Origin of the sequence: Flammeovirga aprica JL-4 (assembly GCF_012844305.1) — a bacterium.
GTDB lineage: Bacteria > Bacteroidota > Bacteroidia > Cytophagales > Flammeovirgaceae > Flammeovirga > Flammeovirga aprica.
The window spans coordinates 1-23071 of sequence record NZ_JABANE010000074.1 but is presented as its reverse complement, the minus strand read 5'-3'; the positions used below and the strand labels follow the sequence as shown (position 1 = coordinate 23071).

Sequence of the window (23071 nt, the reverse complement as noted above, 5' to 3'; positions counted from 1 at the left end):
TTAATAAATAAGAAAATTCTTAAACGAACTATGAGATTACAAAAGATAATTACAACATTACTAATTTCTCTTTTCACAGCGTCTATTTGCCATGGACAAGCGGCTATACTTGTTTTAATATTTGGTGATAAAGTAGCTTCAGAAAATTTCCATCTGAGTCTTGATGTCGGTGCCAATACATCATTTTACAGTAATGCACCCGGCGATGTAAAAGTAGGCTGGAATTTTGGGTTAGGAACCCACACAAAGATCTCCGATAAATTTCAGTTGGTAGCAGAATTTAAGATGATCAGTGACCGGGGTAGAAGAAATACAACAAAGATTCTCCCTATACCTAACTTTGCAGATTCATTGATTTCTGAAATCAATACTTCATGGGATATAAGATACTTTGATGTCCCAATTCTAGTGAGATATTCTGTTTCTGATAGTTGGCATTTTGGAACCGGTCCTCAATTCTCTTTTTTAAATAAAGCAACAGAAATAACGGAGCTGGATTTGAAAAATGGAAATGAAGCAACTATCAATCAAGACATTAAAAACTCCTTCAAAACCGTAAATTATAACTGGGCTTTTGAAGTAGTAAAGAGTTTTGGAAAAGTAAGAGAAGGTAAAGGCCTCGACTTAAGATTACGTTATGTTTTTGGTCTTTCAAATGTGGTCAATGATAATGCATCTGTAAGTTCTAGAGCTGATATTCTTCAATTTATTGTTACAATTCCATTTATTGAAACCCAACCGAAGAGTAATTAGAAATAGGCTATTACGTTACTGTTTCTCATACCTTTTCAACCAATTAATACTTTCCTCTATACTCTGAAAAGGATTTTTGGCATAATCCTGTTCTACAAAACAAGTCTTTATTTGTTGCCGTTTAGCTTCGCCAAGGATTGCTGAAAAATCGATCACACCTTTACCAAGTGGAACAAAAAAATCATGCGGTACTATTTGGTCATTATAGTAAATTTGACTGTTACTTTTCAGAGCCTTGAGATGTAACGCACTTACTTTTCCTTCTAATTTTTGAAGCATTTTTAGAGGATTCATTCCAGCAATTTCTAACCAGAAAGTATCCAGTTCAAATTTCACCAAATCAAAATCCAAACGTTCTAACAGAAGATCAAAAATGGTAGTATTCTTTTCTTCTTTAAACTCAAATCCATGATGATGATAAGATAAAGTGATTCCGGCTGCTTTGCATTGTTCTCCTGCTTTATTAAGAATTTCTGCCCATTTTCTGTAATTCTCCACTCCTCTCTCTTCCTCAAAAATATATCCGAAAGTAAGATGTGTCAGTCCTTGTTGATAGGCCAACTCTACTAAGTGCTCAAAACTATTGATATTATTGATCTTACGTACTCCTTTTTGATTTGCTAACTCCCAATTTTGAGTCAAGTACGTCCACTGAAAGAATGAACTATAAAAGGATAAACCAGTATTTGATGCTATTTCTTTAAGCGCCATTACTTGAGGCAAACTCATTCCCTCCAACTGTTTATACCCTAAATCGGCTACTTTCATTAATGTAGTTTCAGGATCCTTTTCAATTTCATTTCTCAAAGTCCATAATTGTAAACCTAGATTGTCAGCGTATAAAGTTTGTTTGTTCATTGTGTAAAATGTATTAGGAAATAAAGTCAGCCCAAAGACAGACTTTAATACCATTTTTAGTGTAGTTCGTCTAGTAATATTCATACAATAAAATTAGAGTATAAAGACCTGTGGAACTATCAATGTTGTATCAAATCCTATACAATTTGAAGCAATTTGAGTTAGAAACAAAAAAATGAAGTTTAAAATAGTATGAAACTGACTACTCTTAATTCACAATTTATTGAACAATCACTTTTGCGATCATTAATAAAAAAATAGGAGACATCGGTTACTTTGTCTCCTATCCTAATATTTTTACTATCTGTTTATTATTATCCCCTTATCGAATAACAACTCATTCTCATAACTATTTCTGCTATTATTTGATGACCTAGTATTTGATTGATTAAAATAATTATACGACTGTAATTCATAAAATCCTCCTTGATATCGATCAATATCTTTCCAGATCCTAACATCTAAGTCTCTTATATTTTCTTTTTTAATTAAAGCATATTTTCCTCCATGAATAGTTTCATAAATTGAATCATTCACAAAAGTAAATACCAATTCTTTACTTAGTTTATTGCTATTGACTACGATCCTAATAGGTTCTTGATTATAAAACTCTACATTTGGATCTATTATATCTAATCTTATTTCCAAATTAGAAGTCTTATCATCAATCATTGGATCGACAACTTTTACAGTATCACCATTCTGCGTATAATTTATCAATGATGCATCAGGGAGGTCCCCACCTTTATCCGACATATTATTGATAACTGATGTATAAGTTGTATATACTCTATGATGATCGTCTTGACTTTGTCTATTTACCTTTATAATTTCGTAATTATCATCTTTTTTGTTTTTAATATCAAAAAAACCTATAATGTTATTTTCCCTAAAAGGCCATGTAATGAGATGTTTTTTATCTGACTTCACCCTAAGATGATATCCTGCATATTCAAGATCGGTCCCATAATTAATCATAGGTTTCAAGTCTTCTTCATTAATCAAAACCGTATCTCCATCATTTAAATAATTACATAATATAGTTATACCTTCATAATTATCATTTTCATCTTTTTGATAAATGGTAGCTGTATTACCAAAACCATAAGAATAAGTATCATCATTGAGATCTTTTTCATAAATATCCAGTATTTGATATTTATATTGATAATCAGAATTATCTACATAATTATCATATAATGTATAAATAGGAACATTTATCCGTCCATCAGGTATATCCTCTTTATTATATCCAACTGTAATTTTTTTTATATTATCTATAGAAGCATTATTCTTATATACCTTTGGTTCTTTTTGAGAAGATAAGATAAAATCCAAATTCAAATATCTTCTATTGTAAATAGAATTTCTTTTAATATCCCCATTATTATAAATGTCAGTATATACGTTATCATAACCTTCAAAAGTTCCTACGTAAAACTCTTGAGAAGTGATATCTTCGGGGATTAGAAATCTTACAGTATCATTAAGTGTTGAAGAATAGACATCTGAAATTCTATTTCCAACATTATTATAAAATGCAAAACTTATTTCGGTATTAGATTTGGTCGAATAAGAAACATAACTACCTCTATTACCTTTAATTTCATAATTCTGCTGATCTGCATAACCACTCTCATAAAAATAAGCAGGCAAGTAATTATCCACTTCTATAGAGTAGGTCTCTTTTACCTCTTTTGCTTCATTTGCACTATTTGTAAAATAGGCCGTTACATCAAAGGCTTGCACACCATCTTCCACTTGTTTTGAGTCAAAAGTGAAAGTATAATCTCCTCCTTCTGTAAGAAGATCACCACTAATAATTTTGTTGTTGACAGCTAACGTTATGTCATCAATTTTGTAACCACCCAGTACTTCTGAGTTTATTTTGAAATGAATTGATTCCGTTCCTCTTAAGAAAGGTCTTTCTTCTAGAATAAATGCATTATCAAAGTTTGATTCACCATTCATTTCCTCTTCTAATTGAGAACACGAATATAAATTGACTAAAGCTAGCACGCAGAAAGTCAAGTTTCTTAGTTTAAAATTCATAGTAAAAGTACAATAGTTTAAATAATCAATTACAAATATTAACAAAAAGAATACAAAATAAAAATTTACTCAGAAAATAAACTAACGGCAACTATATATACTTAAAAGTCAAATACCCCCTCAGGTACCTAAACTTTAAAAAGGTATCTGAGAGGGCGTCTTCATTTGATAATTTCACTAATTAAAATTAGATCGCTAACTGCTTCAAAAAGTCATTGTACTTCTCCAATTCCAACGGTACATCAGCATTCTTTTCCATATCATAGAAGTGATGCGTGTTTATTAGTTCCATTCCTGTAAATGCATTCATTCTGTGGAAACCAAACATTACACCATCATCCACACTTCTTTCTTGGAAAAACTCTCCTTCCATTGTAAAGGCAGTACTAGGAGCATTCCAACTTGTGGTTAATACATATTTTTTACCGTGAAGCATTCCTCCTGTACCATAGTTTATGGCTGGATTTTTACGGCTTCTACCATCACTCATATAAATACCATTTTGGTGACCTGCCGTAAATACTTTATCGATGTATTCTTTAAAACCGAATGGAACTTGGAACCACCATATCGGCACATGGTAGATAATTACATCTGCCCATTGGAAGTTTTTCACTTCCGCCTCTGGATCATATTCATCACCTATTTGAACTTTTCTAACTTCTATATCTTCTTTATCAGAATAATAATTGACAGTAAACTCTGCTAATGTTTTATTAAATCTTCCTCCCGAATGTGCAAATGGGTGTGCAGCGTTGATAATTAGTATATTTTTCATGTCTTTCGTTTTTTTTTGATGATAATAAGTACCAAGTCAAAGTCTATTGATTTACTCCCTTCGACTTGACAATTACAAAAGTAAGATACGTTTTACTATCATAAAAATAATACATTTTATACCTTTGTATTAAAATTTTAATAGATAAGATTATGGTCAATTTAGAATGGTACAGAACTTTTAAAGAAGTCTATGAAAATGGAACGCTCACCAAAGCGGCTAATGCTTTATATTCTTCACAACCCGGTGTAAGTGTGCACCTTAATGCTTTAGAAGCTTATATTGGTAAAAAGCTTTTTGAAAGGACCTCCAGAAAGATGATTCCTACTGAGGAGGGGAAGTTCTTATATGAATATATTATTGGCTCTGTGGAGAAACTGGAAAAGGCTGAGCAGCATTTTAGACGAACTTCACAAGAACGTAAACCTTCTTTACATATTGGGATGTGTTCGGAAATGTTTCAATTGATTCTTGAACCTAAAGTACCTCAATTGGAATTTGATCTTATTGCGAAATTCGGAAGTCATATTGATTTAATTAAAGACTTAAGTAATGGTTTACTCGACCTTGTGATTACTCCCAAAACTCCCGACACCAAAAACCAACAAGTGACTTACACTCCATTTTCGAAAGAAAGAATAATTCTGATTGCGGGTAAGCATGTAGATACTTCTGAGATAGACGAACTGATCAAAGCTAAAAAATGGAAACCTTTAGAAGAAGCACTTCAACAAAAGACTTGGTACAGTGCCTCCAATGAAATGGAGCATTTTAGAAGATTCTGGTTTGAGAATTTAGGAAAGAAGCCTGCCTTTAAACCCAACTTCATCCTACCGAACATTACTTCTATCATTCGATGCCTCTATCATGCTGATGGTTTGGCGCTTGTTCCTGACTTTTTATGTAAAGAGGCTATCGCCGAAGGAAATATCCAATTAGTTTGGGAAGGAAAAGTGAGTACGGACAATACGCTCTACTTCGCATCGAGGTCAGATTTGAAGTCAAAAAACGAGTTGCACTATGTTGAAGAGATCTTTAAAAAGAGATTTGATGAAATTCATGAAATTATTTTATAAAAAAATAAACCCCATTTATGTTTAGTGTAAAACATAATATATTTTCATGATTTATTTAAAAGTGCACAGTGCATATAAAGAAAATAGCATAGTTTCCTGTTAACCAAAAAGTTGGTTTTTGAAAATTTGATTCAGGAAAATACAAAATTGTTACCATTCGTTTACTTAATCATTCCTAATGATTTACACCTTTCGTAACTGTATGACGTTGATTAGATTAAAATTATTACAAAAATAAAAACCTTTTAAATAATCATGAAAAATTTAATCATCACATCACTTTTATTTATCGGAACAATATTCTCATTACAAGCTCAATCAATTGAAACAGATGCTGGAACTTTACATTATGTAAAAGAAAGAAGAGCCTTTGTTTCTAACGCAGAAGGAAAAGATATGGACAATGATAATTTCAATGACATTGTTTATACATATACATATAATCATAAAAGAGGTATTATGAAGGTGAATGTGGTAAGCAAGCCTGAATATGAAATTTATGCTGAGGCTGAAGCATCAAATGCCGCTATCCCAATGATCGATCAATTCGAAGCAAATTTAACTGACGTAACTCGTGAGTCATATGCTTATGACGGTCGTTATGAAATTACAATCACAATACCGATTGACAAAAATAAAGTGAGCATTATTGAAGAAAATGTTGTTTCAAAATAACAACTTCTTTCAAGCCATAATAAAACATACAACAATCGTTAAAAGAAAGGATTAGGTACTCACTTAATCCTTTTTTTGTGTTAAAAGACTTTTCATTAAACTTGTTAGCCACTGCCCAATTAGGTCCGTGGCTTATTTTTTGACTATGATGTGTATAAAATGTTATCAATCTATAAAAAACACCCTTATTAGTTTCCTGTTTTGCTATTCAGATGTCTTAATAAGTACTATAACATTCAGTCAAATTAAATAACTATTCTTAATCTTATGAAAAAATACATCACATTATTTCTGATCATTTTTTATCTACCGCTTTTCACCTCAGCAAATGATCAAATAGAGGTAAGTTCCAAAATAAATAACGTTACCGTTTATACTAATTCTGCAAGTGTGGAAAGAAGTGCTTCAGTAAATGTCCCTCAAGGCAAAAGCGTATTGGTTTTCAAAAAATTGTCTCATCAGATTGTTACAAACACTATTCAGTTTCAGACTAAAGGCGTGAGGGTCCTTTCTATTGACAGCGAATACGATAAGGTTGAATTGAGAGACAATAAAGCCTACAGTGAGCTGAAAAGTAAGATTGATCAGCTTAAAGAAAAAGTATTTGAAAAAGAAACTTATCTTGAAATACTGAATAAAGACTTGGAGCTTCTCGAAGCCAATAAAACAATCAGTTCGAGTAATTTAAACTTGAGTGAATTGAAAAGTGCCTTGGCGTTTTTTCATGATAAAAGACTTCAGGTTGAAAAAGAAAAAAGTACGTACCAGAAAGAAGTGATTGTTCTGAAACTAGAAATTGAAAAACTGAATAAAGAACTTTCTATGATCTCAAGGGACCATATTTCGCATTATAATAATGTTATGGTCACTATTCAATCCGATAAAGCGAAAAGTATTGATTACCTGCTGAAATATATTGTGAATCAAGTGGGATGGACACCGACTTATGATATTTTGGCTACAGATATTAATAGCCCTTTTAATGTGGTTTTTAAAGCTAATATTTATCAAAGGTCAGGAGTAGACTGGAATGATGTCTCTATAAGCATCTCTTCAGGTGCTCCTTCTGAAAGAAACCGTCTTCCTAAACTAAATCCTAAATACCTGGATTTAGTAGCTTTACAACAAAATAGGATGGTACAACAATCTGCAAAGGTTTATTCCGCTCCTTCTTACAAAAAGTCATCTCAAGACAATTGGGGAGCTGTAGAGGTAGAAGAAGAAGAGGTTGAGGAAGAAATAGCAACTTCATTGAGTTGGGTGTTAAATCAATCCTCTTACCAAACTCAATTTACGTATCAAATCAATCAAAAATACAGCATCCCGAATAATACAAGAAAGAAAGCAATAGAGCTGAAGACCGAGAAAATTGATGCTCTTTACACTTATAGAGCGATTCCAAAACAAGGTTGTGATGTTTTCCTTCTTGGAAAAGTGACCAACTGGGGCAAGTATAATTTTATAGCTGGAGATGCGAATGTCTATTTCGAAGATCAATTTATAGGTACTACCTATTTATCTTCTACACAACATAAAGATACTTTAGAGATCTCTTTAGGGAAGGATGAGAGTATTATTGTCAATAGAGAAAGAGCTTATCAGATGGAAAGAAAACGTTCGTTTGGTAATAAGAAAAGAGCCAATAGAGCATGGAAAATCACGGTGAAAAATAATAAATCGAAGGATATAAATATTGAAATTCTAGATCAAATTCCTATTTCAGTCAACGACCAAATTATTGTTACCCCACTTGAAATGAGTAAAGGCACTTATGATAAAGAAACGGGTGAAGTGGAATGGAATTTTAGTCTAGATGCTCAGAAATCTAAAGAAATTATACTGCAATATGAAGTCGAATATCCTGCAAAAGGGTATGAACCGCTGGATGTTAATTAATCTATTTTTGAGTTAAGAGTTAAGATATGGTCCGTAAAATGGTTTTTACATATAATGTGGGCCTCTTAACTCTTAACTCAAAAATTAGCTTACAGTATCAAACTTTGGAAATTCCTTTGATGGCGTATGTTCTCTATCCATAATTTCCAGCAAATGCTGTACTTTTCCCGGATAATCGTCTGATAAATCATTTACTTCTGAAGGATCTTCATCTAAATTGAAGAGCTCGATGGTAGTTTTCTCCTTATTGAAGGTATTTTGTTTTAGTAATTTCCAGTTCCCTTGTCTTACAGCTTGTCTTCCTCCCTGTTCATGAAATTCCCAATAGAGGTAATCATGGGTAGGTTGCTTTATTCCTTTTAAAGTTGGTAAAATGGAAATCCCATCTACCTGCTGATTGAAGTTAGTTTCTGCAATCTCACCAAAAGTAGGGAGCATATCCCAGAATGCGGAAACATGATCTGATTTGCTCTCCTTGGGTACCACTCCATCCCAACGTACAATCATTGGCACTCGAATTCCTCCTTCATAAAGATCTCTTTTCAGCCCTCTTAATCCTCCATTGCTATTGAAAAACTGAGGATCTGCACCTGCTTCCGTATGAGGTCCGTTATCTGAAGTAAAAATCACGATAGTGTTTTCCATTAAACCGTTCTCTTCTAATTTCTGAATCACCTCACCTACTTGTCGGTCTAAAAGTTCTACCATTGCGGCATAAGTTGCTCGAGGTTCAGGCTGTGAGGAATAACGTGTGATCATAAAATCTTCATCTCCATACTCAGAGCCTTTTTTATGGTTTACATACCCCACTTCTTTACCAAATTTCTTACTGTATTTCTGCATCAATTCTCCTTCAGGTAATAATAACTCTGCATGCGGAATCAAATTCGGATAGTACAAAAAGAAAGGTTTGTCTTTATTTTCATCAATAAACTCCAGTACTTTCTGATGAATCACATCACCTGAATAGGTTACTTTATTGGTAAAATCATTTCCTTCTAATGCCACTTTCTGATCATTGTGCCATAAGTGTTGAGGGTAATAACGGTGGGCTTGTCTTTGGCAATTATAACCATAGAAGACATCAAAACCCAGTTGATTGGGATCTCCCTCAGAACCCGGATAACCTAAGCCCCATTTCCCGAAAGCTCCTGTTGTATATCCCTTTTCCTTTAGCAGTTCCCCTACCGTAAGGCATTCAGTAGACAACGGTACTTGTCCCTCTCCAATCTCCTTGGCAAATTTATTTCCCCTGATAGAAGTATGTCCTGTGTGTAGCCCAGTTAGAAAAGTAGATCTTGAAGGAGCACACACAGAACTTCCAGCATAATGATTGGTGAAAAGCATGCCATTTTTTGCCAAAAGATCAATGTTTGGTGTTTCAATCTGTTCTTGTCCATAACATCCCAAGTCTCCGTAACCCAAGTCATCTGCCAAAATATAAACGATGTTAGGAGGTTGATCTTTTGATGTGTTGCTCATCGTTTTGGCATTGGGTGATGAGCAACTGTAAATTATACTTACTATAAAAAGTATAGAAAGAGTGCTGATTAATTTCATTGTACTTGTCGGTTGTTGTTGTGAGAGGGAGACAATGTGATTTTAAGGTGATAATCAGCTGGTACCAATCTGTATTTCTTATGTGCTAAAGCTTTCATATCCCAGCTGTTATCACCGCCTACACCAATTTCTTTTGACGAAATTTTGATATAGACAAAGTCCGTTTCTTTTAAATCATTGGTGTGTGTAGGTGATTTAATTGTCCCACCATCTAATTGTGCTGTGCTGTAAGGTAATACTGAAAATTCAAACGTTTTCTCGGCTTTAAAAAGCATTCCTTTTTGCGTTTTATCTTCACATGTAAACCATCTAACATCAGTTCTGTTTCCTGTGGCTTGCGGTCTGATATAGGGAAAATACATTTCCTGTGCTGTCGTTTTATATAATCCAACTGTAGCACTTTCATTTCTGTCAATGTAATTTTCATAAGGCCCTTTACCATAATATTTCACCTTATTGAAAGCCTTTTTCATCCCTATATTAATGCCATATCTTGGTGCATATTTGAAGAACTCAGGGTCTATTCCTTCTAGCTTTGAATCCAATTCCACTTCTCCATTTAATCCTATTGTATAAGTGATTTTATTTTGAAGATCCAAAGCAGTATTCTCTAAAATATAGACGACCTCAATTGCTGTTTTTCCTTTTTGAATTTCTACAGATTTGAATTTAAAATTAGAAGCATGATCTCTGAAAGCATAGTATTCTTGATTGCCTTTCCTGATCGGTTTCCAAGCTCCATAATCATTGTCTGTTGGTGCTCTCCAGAAAGATAATTCTGGGCGAATACCTAATAGATTCTCTCCTTTATAAGTATAACTTTTTAAGCCAATACCTTGATGATCAAATTCTAATTTAAAATCGGCTCCAATGACCTGAAAACCTTTACTTTCTTTCTTCACTTTCAGCTTTTTGCCTTTGAATTCTGTAGCAACCTCAGCTTTTGAAGGTGCCTGAATTAGGAATTGACCTGAAGCGATTAAATGATCATTTCCCAAGAGTTGGTCCTTGTCTTTTTTAAGGTAGAAATTGATAAAATATTCTTTTTCTGGGTGAAGATCCTTTCGTAACTCCACCTCAAAACCAAGTTTTTCTTGAGGTTGGATTTCGTTTAATGGAAGATATTTCTTTATGATTGAAATACCATTTTCTAGTATTTCATATTCCAATTTCACACCTTTTGAAGTGATAAAGAAGTTCTCATTATAGATCGAATATTCAGTTGTAGAAACTTGATCAAAATGATAATTCTGGTATACATGTTTCACTTCAAAAATTCCTGGATGCGGTGTTCTATCGGACCCTATAATCCCATTCGCACAGAAGTTCATATCAGTGTGAATACTATCCGGTGCATAATCACCACCGTATTTATAAAAGATATTTCCTTCATTATCCTTATCTTCTAAACCTTGATCTTGCCAATCCCAGATAAAGCCACCTTGGAAGTATTTTTCATTTCTAACTACATCCCAATTGTCTTTGAAATTACCTGTACTGTTACCCATTGCGTGAGCATATTCAGCCCAGATAAAAGGTCTTTTCTTTGCTGAAGGTAACCTTTCCTGCAACTTCAAATAATCCATTATTTTATTTAAAGGGCTGTACATCCAAGCCGTGATATCGGTAGTTATTACATCATTCTTTATAAAGCGTTCCGAACGTTCATACATTACAGGCCTTGTCAAGTCATAACTTTTCAGCCAATCATAAGCATTTTTGAAGTTGGCACCATTTCCTGCTTCATTTCCCATTGACCAAAAAATCACTGATGGATGATTAATATCTCTCTTCACCATTCTTCTCACTCTATCAATATGCTGTTCTTTGAAAACAGAATCATTAGCTAAAGTTTCTTCTGGTTTATAACCGTAACCATGTGTTTCAATATTAGCTTCATCACAAACATATATTCCATATTCATCACACAATTGATAGAAATAAGGGTCGTTGGGGTAATGTGAAGTTCTAACCGCATTAAGGTTATATTTTTTCAAATCAATTATATCCTGTAACATCTCTTCCCTTGTTACCACATGTCCGTTTTGAGGGTGATGCTCATGTCTGTTAACACCTTTAATCAAAATCGGCTGACCATTGACTAACAACTCACCATCTACAATTTCTGAAGTTCTGAATCCTATTTTTTGATAAGTAGCATCCAACACTTTTCCCTCTTTATCTTTTAATAGAAATTCCATTTGATAAAGATTTGGAGCTTCTGCTGACCATTTTTTGATGTTTTCAAGGAGCTTCAAAGCCTCATTGATGACTAGAGTTGAAGAGGTTGCTTTTGCTTCAATTGTATAGCTTTTTTGAAAGAGAATGGTTGTTTTATCTTTCACTCTTACCTCAAGTGATGCTTCTTTATTTGCTGTTTTTAATTCAACTGTATAGGATAACATTCCATCTTTATACGCCGTCTTTTCTAAAGATGCATTAACCTGAATATCTTGAAAAGCTACCTTCTCTGTTGCATATAAATACACATCTCTCTCAATACCACTCAATCTCCAAAAATCTTGATCTTCCAGATAGGAACCATCGCACCATCTGTGCACTTCCACTGCAATTTGATTTTCTCCTACCTTTACAACATCAGTTACATCAAATTCAGCTGGAGTTTTTGAACCTTGTGCATACCCCACTTCCTGTCCATTTACCCAAACGGTAAAAGCAGAATTAACCCCAGCAAAATGTAAAGTGATATCTTTTTCTCTCAACCAATCTTGATCCACCGTAAACGTCCTTTTATAACTTCCTACCGGGTTGAACTCCGTTGGAGCATTGGGAGCATCTTTTTTAAAAGGGTAAATAATATTGGTATAAATAGGAAAACCATAACCATGCATCTGCCAATCTGCGGGCACCTCTAATTCCTTCCATTGAGTGGTATTGTAATCCAGTTGATAAAAATCTTTCGGTTTTAGTGTATTGTTTTTTGACCATTTAAATTTCCATGGTCCGTTAAGTAAAATATAATTAGATAAATCTTTTTGTTCACCTTTAAAATCATCCGATGTAAAATGGATAAAATCAGCGACGGGTTTTAGTTTATTGACGCTTATGACTTCTGGATTGTTCCAGTTTTCCTTTTCCTGAGCAATACCTAAATAATGGGTAAGGGAAAGTAGAAAAATTAATATTATTCTCTTCATCTGATTTAATTATTTAACAACCTAATGTCTACTATTTTTCAGTTTGGCTTGAATGTTCTGAATAGCTGTATTTCAATTACTGTGAGTACAGACGAAGTAAAACGACTTCTGTACTCTCTCTAAACTTGTAACCTAAAATTATTACTATCACACATTCTGTTCATTATATGCTTAATCTAAACTGTTTTGCTAATAAGTACACTGGAGATTGGATAAGAACCTCACAGTATTTGACCGCACACATCTTTCCACACTACTGAAATAAACTCTACTATTAATACACTTCTGTTTTAAAGCGATTAGGATGTAATTTGTTGTATTCATCATTCTGCCTCAACCCTAAAAAGTTTGGAACAGTAGTTTGACTTTTCCATTCTTCAAACGTGTTGATAAATGCCTTTCTGACTGTTTCTTCTTTGTTTTCTAAAGCATTTTGTTCAGAAATATCTTCCTTCAAATCATAAACAGAAACGTTTGCTTTTCCTGTTTTTTTATCGACCAATGAAAGGTATTTCATATGCCCTGATCTTATGGCAAAATGTCCATCATCATACTTTCGCCATACCAAGTTCTGATGCGGTTCTCCCTGCTCTTCACCTGTTATAAAAGGAACAATATTAACGCCATCCAAATCATTCTTTGGTGTTGCTTTAGCATAATTTACCGCAGTGGCCATAATGTCTAATGAGCTGACCATAGGGTTATATTCTTTCCCTCCTTTGATCATTTTCGGCCATCGCATGGCAAAAGGAACATGAATACCACCTTCATATAAATTTGATTTAAAGCCTCTTAACTCACCATTACTTGAACCGTTTGATTTAGCTCCACCATTATCACTTAAGAAGAAAACTATGGTATTCTCATCAATACCTTTTTCCTCCAATTTGGCTAAAATAGTTCCTACTCCATCATCTACTGCACTGACCATAGCAAGGTAAATTCTTCTCTTTTTATCCTCTATATGAGCGAATCTTTTTAGATATTTTTCGGTTGCTTGCAAAGGAGCATGAGGTGCATTATAAGCTAAATACATAAAGAAAGGAGTTTCAGCATTTCTATCAATAAAATCAACCGCTTCTCTTGATAATGCATCCGTTAAATACTCTGTTTCTTCTACTCTTGTATCATTTTTCAACAGCTTGGTATTATAAGCATCAAACTGTGATTGCACTTTTGAAATATCTGATAACGTCCACTCTTCTGGGAAATATTTATGTCCTCCTGTAAGGAAACCGTAAAACTCATCAAACCCTCTTTTCAATGGCCTTAAGGCTTTGTGAGCACCCAAATGCCACTTTCCAAGAGCAATACTTTTATAACCTTCCCTGCCTAAGACTGTGGCAATTGTTTCTTCTGATAAAGGTAAGCCCTGTGATAAATCATTGGGGGCAAACAATGGATTTCTAGATCCTCCAAAACGGTCTTGGTAACGGCCTGTGATCAAACCCATTCTACTTGGGCCACAGACTGCATACGTCACATAGCCGTTATTAAATTTCACTCCTTCATGAGCAATACGTTCTATATGAGGCGTTTTTATTTCTTTTGATCCATTAAAGGATACATCTGCATAGCCTTGGTCATCGGTAAGAATGACAATTACATTGGGCTTTTCTTCTTCTGTTTTTGCTGTTTGTGTTTTCGTCTTCAGACATCCTGCCAACAAAAACATTGAAGATAATAAAATAGTAAATCTAGCATTCATCTTCATTTTTGTTTGATCTCTAACTTAATATTATTATTTTGGCTAACGTTACTTTTATACGTCAACTTATTAGTTTGGTAGTTTGAATTAGGGTCTTCTAGAAAGACATTTCTATATCGCAAGTGTTAAGCCGGTCGGCGTCACTTAAACATAATGGAGCTTTCCAAAAGCCCACGACCTAAGTCGTGGGTTTCTGATAATATTCTCTAAGAATTTATCTTGGATTCTGTGTCAAATTCGGATTCAACTCTAAGTCGATTGCCGGAAGTGGATGCCAATATAAATTCTTATTCGAAGGGTCTCCAATCAATGGCACTTCAGAAGGATCTCTGTCAGAAAGTGCTTGTGCTAGCGTTTCCGTTCTGATCAAATCAAACCATCTTTTCTGCTCTCCAATAAACTCCCATCCTCTTTCATCTAACACATCTTGAGCAGTGAAAGTCATCAGGTCATCTGCATCTGCTTTATTAGGATTCACCCCTTTTCCTCTTCTTCTAACTTTATTCAAATATTCCAATGCCAGTCCAGCATCACCTCCACCTCCATTGGCTTGAGCTTCAGCATAAATCAACATCATTTCAGTAATTCTATACAATGGCATATCCAAATCAGAAAGCGGTGCTGTTGTTCCCACCTGATCTTCATATGGAGCGTATTTATCTACGGTTCCGCTGTAGAATTTACTTAGGAAAGGATGCTTCCATGTAAATTCTTCCCAAGAAATAGTAGAACCATCTTTTGAAACTAATTCTGATAAGAAACTAAACTCCTTTCTAGCTCCTTCAGGGAACTTATTATAAAAGGCAATCTCTACGAAAATATCCTGAAAACCACCTAGTTGATCGGGCTTGTTCGATTGTGATGCATAAGGTGCAATCAGTCCTGCACCAGGGCATTTCACTTCATTACAGAACTTCAGTTGCCAAATATATTCTGTGTTTGTGTCTTGTCTGTCATAATCAAAGATACCTGCAAAATCATCTTCAAAAATAAATGGACCTTGATCGATCACCTCTTTTGCTTCTTTCAAAGCCAAAGCATAATTTTCAGAGGCTTTCAATGGCCAGCCAGCCATCGTCAAGTGAACATCTGCTTTTAAAGCTTTCGCTGCCCAATAAGTACCTCTTGCTCGTTCTAAACTTCCTTGAGGCAGGTGATTTAAAGCGTAATCTAAATCCGATAAAATCTGAACATAGATTTCTTTTACAGGTGTTCTTGAAAGGTTAGCATTTTCTTGACTGTATGAAGGATTCAATACCAATGGCAAATCACCATAAAGTCTTACTAATCTGAAATAAGCCCATGCTCTTAAGAAATAGGCTTCTGCACCCATTGCTTTGACCGCCATTTCGTTTTCACCTTTCGCAATCAATTCATCAATGCCTTGAATCACAAAGTTACTCTGAAGGATTACATCGTAAGGCATTTTCCAGCCTGTACCCGATATATTTTGGTCTGAAGCACCAATTGATAATACATCTCCAAGGTACCAATCCACTTTGTTACCTCCTGGTTGAGTAGTAAAATCATCTGCTCCTGCAAAGATGGTTCTTGACCTTGCTCCACCCATTCCTTTGTGCCATGCATTGTCCACCAGCTGTCTGTAAGCCGCCGTTAAAGCATGATCAAGGTTTTCAGAACTCTGGAAAAAGTTATTGACCGTTGTTCTATCTTCAGGTGTTTCTGTCAGAATAGCATCACATGATGTTCCTAAACAAAAGAGTGCACCTGCTACTAATATTTTTTTAATGTTATTCATCTCTAGAATCCGAAGTTAAGTCCAAAAGTATATGTGATTGGCAATGGGAATGAACCTCTGTCTACGCCAGGTGCCAAGTTAGAACCAGAATTCGCTTCCGGATCATACCCTTTGTAATTTGTGAAAGTGTATACATTTTGAGCACCGCCATAAACTCTCAATGAGTAGGCTTTTAATGGCACTTGGTAAGCTAGTGTGATATTTTTGATTCTGATAAAACTAGCATCTTCCACAAACATTGATGACTGTGTTCTTAATCGAGCATTCAATGATGGTAATGTTCCATTTCTATCAAAAGAATAACTATTGTAAATTTCTGTTGAAGTGGCATCTAACACACCAGATCCACCACCTAATAAGCCATGTTGAGGTAAATTGAATACATCCACGCCATGCACACCTTGAATGAAAATATTCAAACTCCAGTTGCCATAATCAATAAAGGAGTTGAAGCCCCAAGTGAAGTCAGGATGACCATTACCCAATACTTGCATATCGTTTACATCAATCTTGCCATCGCCATTCGCATCAAGGTAGATTGCATCTCCCATTTTAAGGTTACCAATTTCACCGTCAATTGGTGTATTCGAAGTCTTCACACCCAGGTATTTATAGCCATACAATTGCCCTACTTGTTGTCCTTGGATTAAGATATGTGATTGTCTATCAAAACCGTTTTCCTGCGTACCCACATACACTGTATCTTGAGGGATATTGATTACTTCACTGTCATTATAGTTGAAGCTCAAAGTATTTCTCATTGAGAATTTACCTTCTGAAGTATATTTATAAGTCAACTGTAATTCGATACCTTCATTCTTGATTGTACCTGTATTAGACTTGACTGTACCACCGCCTAAGTAAGCAGGTACTAGAGAGTTAAAGTGTGAATCATCTGTGATCTTGTTATAGTAATCAGCATTCACCTGAATTTTATCATCAAATAAACCTAAGTCAATACCGAAGTTTGTTTGTCTTGACACCTCCCAACGCAATTCAGGGTTGGCTCTATTGTTTCCATTTTCAATACCTTCAGCATATGATAATTCAGTACCATTAAACACATAAGGTCTAATTAATGGATTCGTTAAATCTTGTACTTGGAAAGCATTCAGAGAGTTAACGTTACCAATTTCACCATAACCTATTCTCAACTTCAAATTAGAAATCACATCTGAGTTTTTTAAGAATTCCTCATTAGAAAGCTTATAAGCTAATGCCGCTGAGTAGAAATCATCCCACTGATTGTCTTTTGGTAGTCTTGAAGAACCATCCAAACGAATCGAACCTGTGAAGAGTAATTTATCTTTGTAAGAATACCCTACTCTACCTAAAGCTGAAAGCATTCCTTCCGGCTCCATAATATAGATTCTTTCAGATAGAGTCCCTTCTTGATCTTCACCCTGATCAAAAGAAGTCGTAAAATAGTCTCTCTTATTCTGTCTTGAAATCACCTCAAATACTGCAGTTGCATTCAATTTGTGATTACTATTAAACTCTTTATTGAAGTCTAGTTGAGCATTACCTTGGTACTTTACATTGCTTATTGTTTCTTGATAAAGTTTAGAAACAGAATTAGCCGTAGCAGGTTCATATCTAGTGTAAGTATCATTATCAACTCCTCTGTACTGTACTGCACCAAACACTTTGAATTTTAATTCAGGAAGAATTTTCTGCGTCAATGAAAGGTTGGTAGCATATGTTTTTCTGTCTGAATTTCTAAGAATTTCATCTGTCAAGTACACTGGATTTCTACGTACAGTAGCACCATACCCTTGGAAACCTGTATAATCCCCAGTAGATTCATCAAAAACGGGTAAGTTAGGTGCCCAAGCCGTTGCTGAAGCTACTGCATTATCAGAACCAGTCTGACCACCTTGTCCCATATTCAAGCCTTTTTCTTGTGTGAATGATCCGTTGAAATTCAGTTCCATTGTTGATGTCAGACTTGATGAAACTGACAATCTTGAAGTATATCTTTCATAGTTGGTATTTCTGATAATACCTTGATCATTTCTTGCTCCCAAAGAGAAACGTAATGTTGTATTTTCCCACCCTTTAGATAGTGAGATGTTTGCATTATCAGAATGAGCTGTTCTGTAAATTTCATCTTGCCAATCTGTACCAAAACCTGGAGTGCTTTCTGCTCTTCTAATTTCGTCTCTTGAGAAAATCTCATTGGCTCCTGCCTCTAATTTTTTCTTGTTCACTATTTTCATGTATGAAACAGGATCAAGAAGGTCAAGCTTATTGTTCAATTGAGAAATAGTATGGTAGTATTCACCATTAACTTTTAATGGTGAGTTTTTCTTTCCACCTTTTGTTGTGACGATAATTACCCCGTTGGCACCTCTAGAACCATAAATAGCGGTAGCTGATGCATCTTTCAATACTGAAATGTTTTCAATATCATTTGGGTTTACGGCATTGATATCACCATCAATCAAACCGTCAATTACATAAATTGGGTTTCCTGTAAAACCCCTTACATTGACTTTTGGTGCAGCACCCGGAGCACCACTATTTTGTGATACTACTACACCTGCCATTTTACCTTGTAGCATTCCTTGTACGTTTGGTACCGGCTGTAAGTCCGAATCTTCTGCCGTCACCACGCCTGTAGAACCTGTAAGGTCAGATTTCTTTTGCGTACCGTAACCAATCACCACAATTTCATCCAATTGTTCAGCATCTTCTTTTACGGTAATGTTTAATTCTTTTTGCCCAACATATTTTATTTCCTGAGAAATATATCCTACTGATGAAACAGCGATAATATCGTTAATTGTTAATCCTGATAACTGGTAAGAACCATCAAAACTACTCATTGTTCCTTTAGTTGTTCCTTTGATGACCAAATTTACATAAGGAACGGGGTCTCCGTTTTCGCTTGTCACAACTCCTTTCAAGATCGTTTCCTGTGCAAAAAGGGATACAGATGAAAAAAGAAGAAGGAGAGAAAATAGAGAGAAAGAGTAAAGCTTATTAATTTTCATAAGTAAATACTTTATTTTGAAAGAGAAGGCATGAGGAAGAAGAGTTCCCCATCATGCCTTTTTCAGAATTTTAATTATAATGAGCAGTCACTACCCTTATTTGTCAACACTCTGTTGTGTAATGTTATATCATTTGAATTTGTAGCAGAAGTGTGGTCTGCAAATAAAGTTGCCAACCAAGAATCTCCCACTCTAATACCTGTAATATGTGCAACAGGTGTATTCACATCTTGTGTTCTTTCTCTTAAGAATACACAAGTCAAATCAGTAGGGTCAATACCTAACCCACCATTATAATCTGCATCAATTGTTGCTACTGCCGTTAAACCGTTCATAGAAGTTGGGATCTCATCTCCTTCTGCAAAAACATATAATTTAGAAACATCATTGTTATCACCTTCCACAAATTCATGGTTTAATACAATTGCATAAGACTTTCCTAGCTCAAAGCTTTCTGTAGATAACACTGTTGGATTACCTTCATTTTCTTTGATCAAACCAAAATGGAATCCTCCTTTTTCATCGTCGATTGCTACAACTTTCACCACATTATTATTCGCTGAGCCAGATGTTGCATTGGCTAATGCAATCAGATCACCAATACCGAAGACATTGTCATTTCTTTGCGAACCTAATTGATCCACTTTTACTAAAGCAGACATGAAAATATCCTCACTGTATCCATCTTGGATAAATCTTCTCATGGCACTTGTGTTGTTACCTTGTGATTTTCCAGGTGTGCAGTTTCCATTGTTTTTGTTGATCCAGTTCCAGTAATGCCATTCCCCTTCTGGATCCAATACCATATTTCTATAACCATCTACAGTTGGGTAACCAGCTACAGCTAAGTTAGAATTATCAGATAAACCAACACTCGCTCTTAATGAAGCACCATTTAATGGAACTGGCAAGTACCAAACGTTCATTACTTCATTATTTGGAACTGTAGTTTCAGGATAACCTACACCTGAGTTCGCTGCATTTACCACTGTATCTGTGTTCAAGTTCCATCCCATCATACCTGAATCTAAAGGCATTACATTGCTCCATCCAGCATATTGCTCAAAATACTCTGACATAAATAAAGTACCTGTAATTTCTAAGGCTACTTTGGCAACTAAAGCTACTGATGTTTCTGGAGCACCTGCAGATGTCATTTTCAAGCTACCTGAAAGATTACCTTGGAAACCTGATGGAGGCACCGCTCTTACATAAAGTTTTACCGAAGCACCTTCAACTAAATCAAGACTTACAGTTAGCTCTGATGTTTCAAAATCTCCATCTTCCACTAAAGAAGCTTCAAAATTTTCAGGAATAGTAACCTTAATCCCTTCTGATAAATCGTAAGCCGAAAGTGTGACCGGCTTTACTTCAGAAACTTCATTGATATCTAAATCACCGAAGTCAAGTGTAGCCACATCTGCTACAATTTCAGGGTTAAGTATATCGACACCACCCTTTTCTTCTTCAGAGCAAGAAGTGAAAGTGAATAATAGTGTCATTAAAGAGAATAAAGAAATAATAATTTGTTTCATTCCGTTTGTCATTGGTAAATAAAAAAATACAAATTGATGTTACAAATCTACCGTGAATCGCCCCATTGTTAGGGGGTATTTTCAGCAACAAAGTAGTAAAAAACGTCATTATTACACTATATAGACTATTTATGCATAAATAATGAGTTTACCCCATTTTTACATTTATTACCATTGGTTTTGTCTTTCAAAATGTATTTCTAGATTGATGAATGAGGGAATGACAGTTAGGTTTTCGGGGTTAAATTAGGATACCGATGATGAAAAAAGCCGAGCTTATAAGCTTTTTTCTTAGTTAAGAGTTAAGAGAAATGGATCGTGTTGTGGTACTTAGATTGTTTTTATACGATGGTTCGATTTACGTTGCTATCCAAAATTTACACGAACTACATCAAAAACCATTTTTTCTTCATTTTAAATTCTTAATTCAAAAAAAAAGGTAGAAACGGAGCAATGTCCACTTCTACCTTTCTTATAGCAGTCTGTAAGTGTACTTACAATGCTTTATTATTTTTATTTAAGATTTCTTGTTTTGAAAAGCAAGAGGCAGGCAAGCCAGAGTCATTGACCAACAAAGGTACTGCTCTACTGTTCCAGCCAAATCTCACAAACTTAGGTTTTTTAATCTTACCTAATTCTAATACCACAACCCCTCTGTGTACTTTTGCTTTTACAATATGAAATTCATGATCTTCACCACTTACTTCAAAATCACCTTGATCTCCATCTTCAAAATGTAAACCCTTGCTGTGTTCGTAGTATACAAAAAGTTTCTTTCCTTCTTTGACTACTTTTGTCAATTGTGGTGATTCTACTAATTCGTTTTCCATTACTCTGTAATGTTTTTTAAGAGCGATTTTGGCTAATCTTATTCCAATTTCATCTTTATTTTTGGAATGTAAATCATGAATATCACTGATATCACTTGTCACAACCATGGCAGTTTTATCAATATGCAATAATTGTCTTTGATGATCTCTCACCACTGCACCATGCGTCATTTTCTTGTATTTGTAAGGTGCAATCTGAACATAATAGAAAGGAATCTTACCAAACTGCTGACGCATATGATGAATCAATGTGTTCATTTGTTTTTTGTAATCTCCTTTTTTATTAGGCTGATCCTTACCATGTGACCAGAGGATTCCTGTAAACTTATAGTCTCTGTACTGATACATTAAAGCATGATGATGGATATCATATTGGTGAAAGGTAAAAGGCTGGGCTTCTGGATGATCTTTATCTTGGTTTGCCAACTCTTGCTCTAATATCTCCTCTTCGTGCCAACTATCAATTGGTTCATCTCCCCAATCCTGCACTACAACGCCAATTGGCACATTTAATTTTTCGGTGATATTCAGAGCAAAATAATAGCCGAGCTCACTCCACTTGTCAAGTACAGCCTGACTGCACAATTCCCAATTGCCACTAATATCTTCGTGTACATATCCTTTTTCTTTAGGATGCACAGTCATCATTCTGATATTAGGATAGGAAGCTCTTTCAAACACTTCCTTAGGCTTGTGGACATACTCTTCAAATGTGGAAGTGATATTTGTTTGGCCCACAGCTAACCACACTTCACCCATTACAACATTTCTGAGTTCGATGCTCTCTGTATCAGACTGAATAGAGATATCATAACTTCTATATCCCCCCGGAGGTGTTTTTATTCTCACCTTCCAGTTACTGTTTTGGTCTACAGTAGTAGATAATTCGTCTCCCCAAGAGGGATGTACCTTGATTGTTTCCCCAGTTTTCCCCCAGCCCCATATGGTCACAAAGGTATTTTGCTGTAATACCATATTGCTGGAAAATAGGTTACTTACCGATAAAGCATAAAGTGGATTAATAATCACCCACAATAACGCAAGAATGAATAGCTTTTTCATTTTAATTTAGAGTAACATTAACAGTAGTCTATTGTTTAGAAGCACAAGAGAAAGTCATAAGTAATAAATTAGTTCAGCTTCAAAGTAATAGTTACTGCATCAAAAGTTTAAGTTAATTATTTAGTGATAAGTCGTATGTTGAGTGTCTATCAACCACACAGTTAGTAAAGACTTGTAAACACTGATAGCAATAATAAAATGATTTAAATGAAAAAGCAAATATGTTTCGAAAGAAAATAAATCTTAAATCTCTAATATTCAGTTGAATCTAAAAAAAGTCGTTATGTGGTGTTTAATATTCGTAACTGACCTTTCGCTCTCTTAAAATTTGCGAATGGTTAAAATATTGATAAGTAGATGCTAATTCAAGCTGTT

Annotated in this window: 14 protein-coding genes; 4 read left to right on the top strand and 10 right to left on the bottom strand. The window is 34.8% G+C overall.

Features of this window, described 5'->3' with window-relative positions:
* The first annotated feature begins 30 nt into the window (after positions 1 to 30).
* A complete protein-coding gene (locus HHU12_RS22600; protein ID WP_169659012.1) occupies positions 31 to 753 on the top strand; it encodes an outer membrane beta-barrel protein in 723 nt (240 codons plus the stop codon).
* A gap of 15 nt (positions 754 to 768) precedes the next feature.
* Here the strand turns inward: HHU12_RS22600 and HHU12_RS22595 are convergent, their stop codons facing one another.
* From HHU12_RS22595 to HHU12_RS22585, 3 genes are all read right to left on the bottom strand, one after another.
* On the bottom strand, positions 769 to 1611 hold the full coding sequence (locus HHU12_RS22595; RefSeq protein ID WP_169659011.1) for a sugar phosphate isomerase/epimerase family protein: 843 nt from the start codon (positions 1609 to 1611) through the stop codon (positions 769 to 771).
* A 300-nt stretch (positions 1612 to 1911) separates the two neighbouring features.
* A complete protein-coding gene (locus HHU12_RS22590; RefSeq protein WP_169659010.1) occupies positions 1912 to 3663 on the bottom strand; it encodes a hypothetical protein in 1752 nt (583 codons plus the stop codon).
* Positions 3664 to 3850: 187 nt separating this feature from the next.
* Positions 3851 to 4441, bottom strand: coding sequence for an NAD(P)H-dependent oxidoreductase (locus HHU12_RS22585; protein WP_169659009.1), 591 nt, complete (start codon positions 4439 to 4441; stop codon positions 3851 to 3853).
* Positions 4442 to 4593: 152 nt separating this feature from the next.
* Here HHU12_RS22585 and HHU12_RS22580 point away from each other — a divergent pair, with 152 nt between their 5' ends.
* From HHU12_RS22580 to HHU12_RS22570, 3 genes are all read left to right on the top strand, one after another.
* Entirely contained in the window at positions 4594 to 5517 is a 924-nt protein-coding gene (locus HHU12_RS22580) for a LysR family transcriptional regulator (RefSeq protein ID WP_169659008.1), read from the top strand.
* 255 nt (positions 5518 to 5772) lie between these two features.
* Positions 5773 to 6192 (top strand): hypothetical protein, encoded by a 420-nt coding sequence (locus HHU12_RS22575; RefSeq protein WP_169659007.1) that lies wholly within the window; start codon positions 5773 to 5775, stop codon positions 6190 to 6192.
* A 267-nt stretch (positions 6193 to 6459) separates the two neighbouring features.
* Complete coding sequence (locus HHU12_RS22570; RefSeq protein WP_169659006.1) at positions 6460 to 8088, top strand: DUF4139 domain-containing protein; 1629 nt, start codon at positions 6460 to 6462, stop codon at positions 8086 to 8088.
* 84 nt (positions 8089 to 8172) lie between these two features.
* Here HHU12_RS22570 and HHU12_RS22565 read toward each other — a convergent pair whose 3' ends face one another.
* The 7 genes from HHU12_RS22565 to HHU12_RS22535 all read right to left on the bottom strand — a co-directional run bounded on the left by HHU12_RS22565 (position 8173) and on the right by HHU12_RS22535 (position 22696).
* The gene (locus HHU12_RS22565) at positions 8173 to 9570 is read right to left on the bottom strand and encodes an arylsulfatase (RefSeq protein ID WP_240971080.1); all 1398 of its coding nucleotides are present in this window, start codon (positions 9568 to 9570) and stop codon (positions 8173 to 8175) included.
* 74 nt (positions 9571 to 9644) lie between these two features.
* A complete protein-coding gene (locus tag HHU12_RS22560) occupies positions 9645 to 12806 on the bottom strand; it encodes a glycoside hydrolase family 2 TIM barrel-domain containing protein (protein ID WP_169659004.1) in 3162 nt (1053 codons plus the stop codon).
* A 274-nt stretch (positions 12807 to 13080) separates the two neighbouring features.
* Positions 13081 to 14514, bottom strand: a complete 1434-nt coding sequence (locus HHU12_RS22555; protein ID WP_205959973.1) for a sulfatase family protein — start codon at positions 14512 to 14514, stop codon at positions 13081 to 13083.
* Positions 14515 to 14728: 214 nt separating this feature from the next.
* Positions 14729 to 16273, bottom strand: coding sequence for a RagB/SusD family nutrient uptake outer membrane protein (locus HHU12_RS22550; protein WP_169659003.1), 1545 nt, complete (start codon positions 16271 to 16273; stop codon positions 14729 to 14731).
* A 2-nt stretch (positions 16274 to 16275) separates the two neighbouring features.
* The gene (locus HHU12_RS22545; RefSeq protein WP_169659002.1) at positions 16276 to 19269 is read right to left on the bottom strand and encodes a SusC/RagA family TonB-linked outer membrane protein; all 2994 of its coding nucleotides are present in this window, start codon (positions 19267 to 19269) and stop codon (positions 16276 to 16278) included.
* 74 nt (positions 19270 to 19343) lie between these two features.
* Complete coding sequence (locus HHU12_RS22540; protein WP_169659001.1) at positions 19344 to 20804, bottom strand: hypothetical protein; 1461 nt, start codon at positions 20802 to 20804, stop codon at positions 19344 to 19346.
* A 494-nt stretch (positions 20805 to 21298) separates the two neighbouring features.
* Complete coding sequence (locus tag HHU12_RS22535; RefSeq protein ID WP_169659000.1) at positions 21299 to 22696, bottom strand: sialate O-acetylesterase; 1398 nt, start codon at positions 22694 to 22696, stop codon at positions 21299 to 21301.
* Positions 22697 to 23071 lie beyond the last annotated feature (375 nt).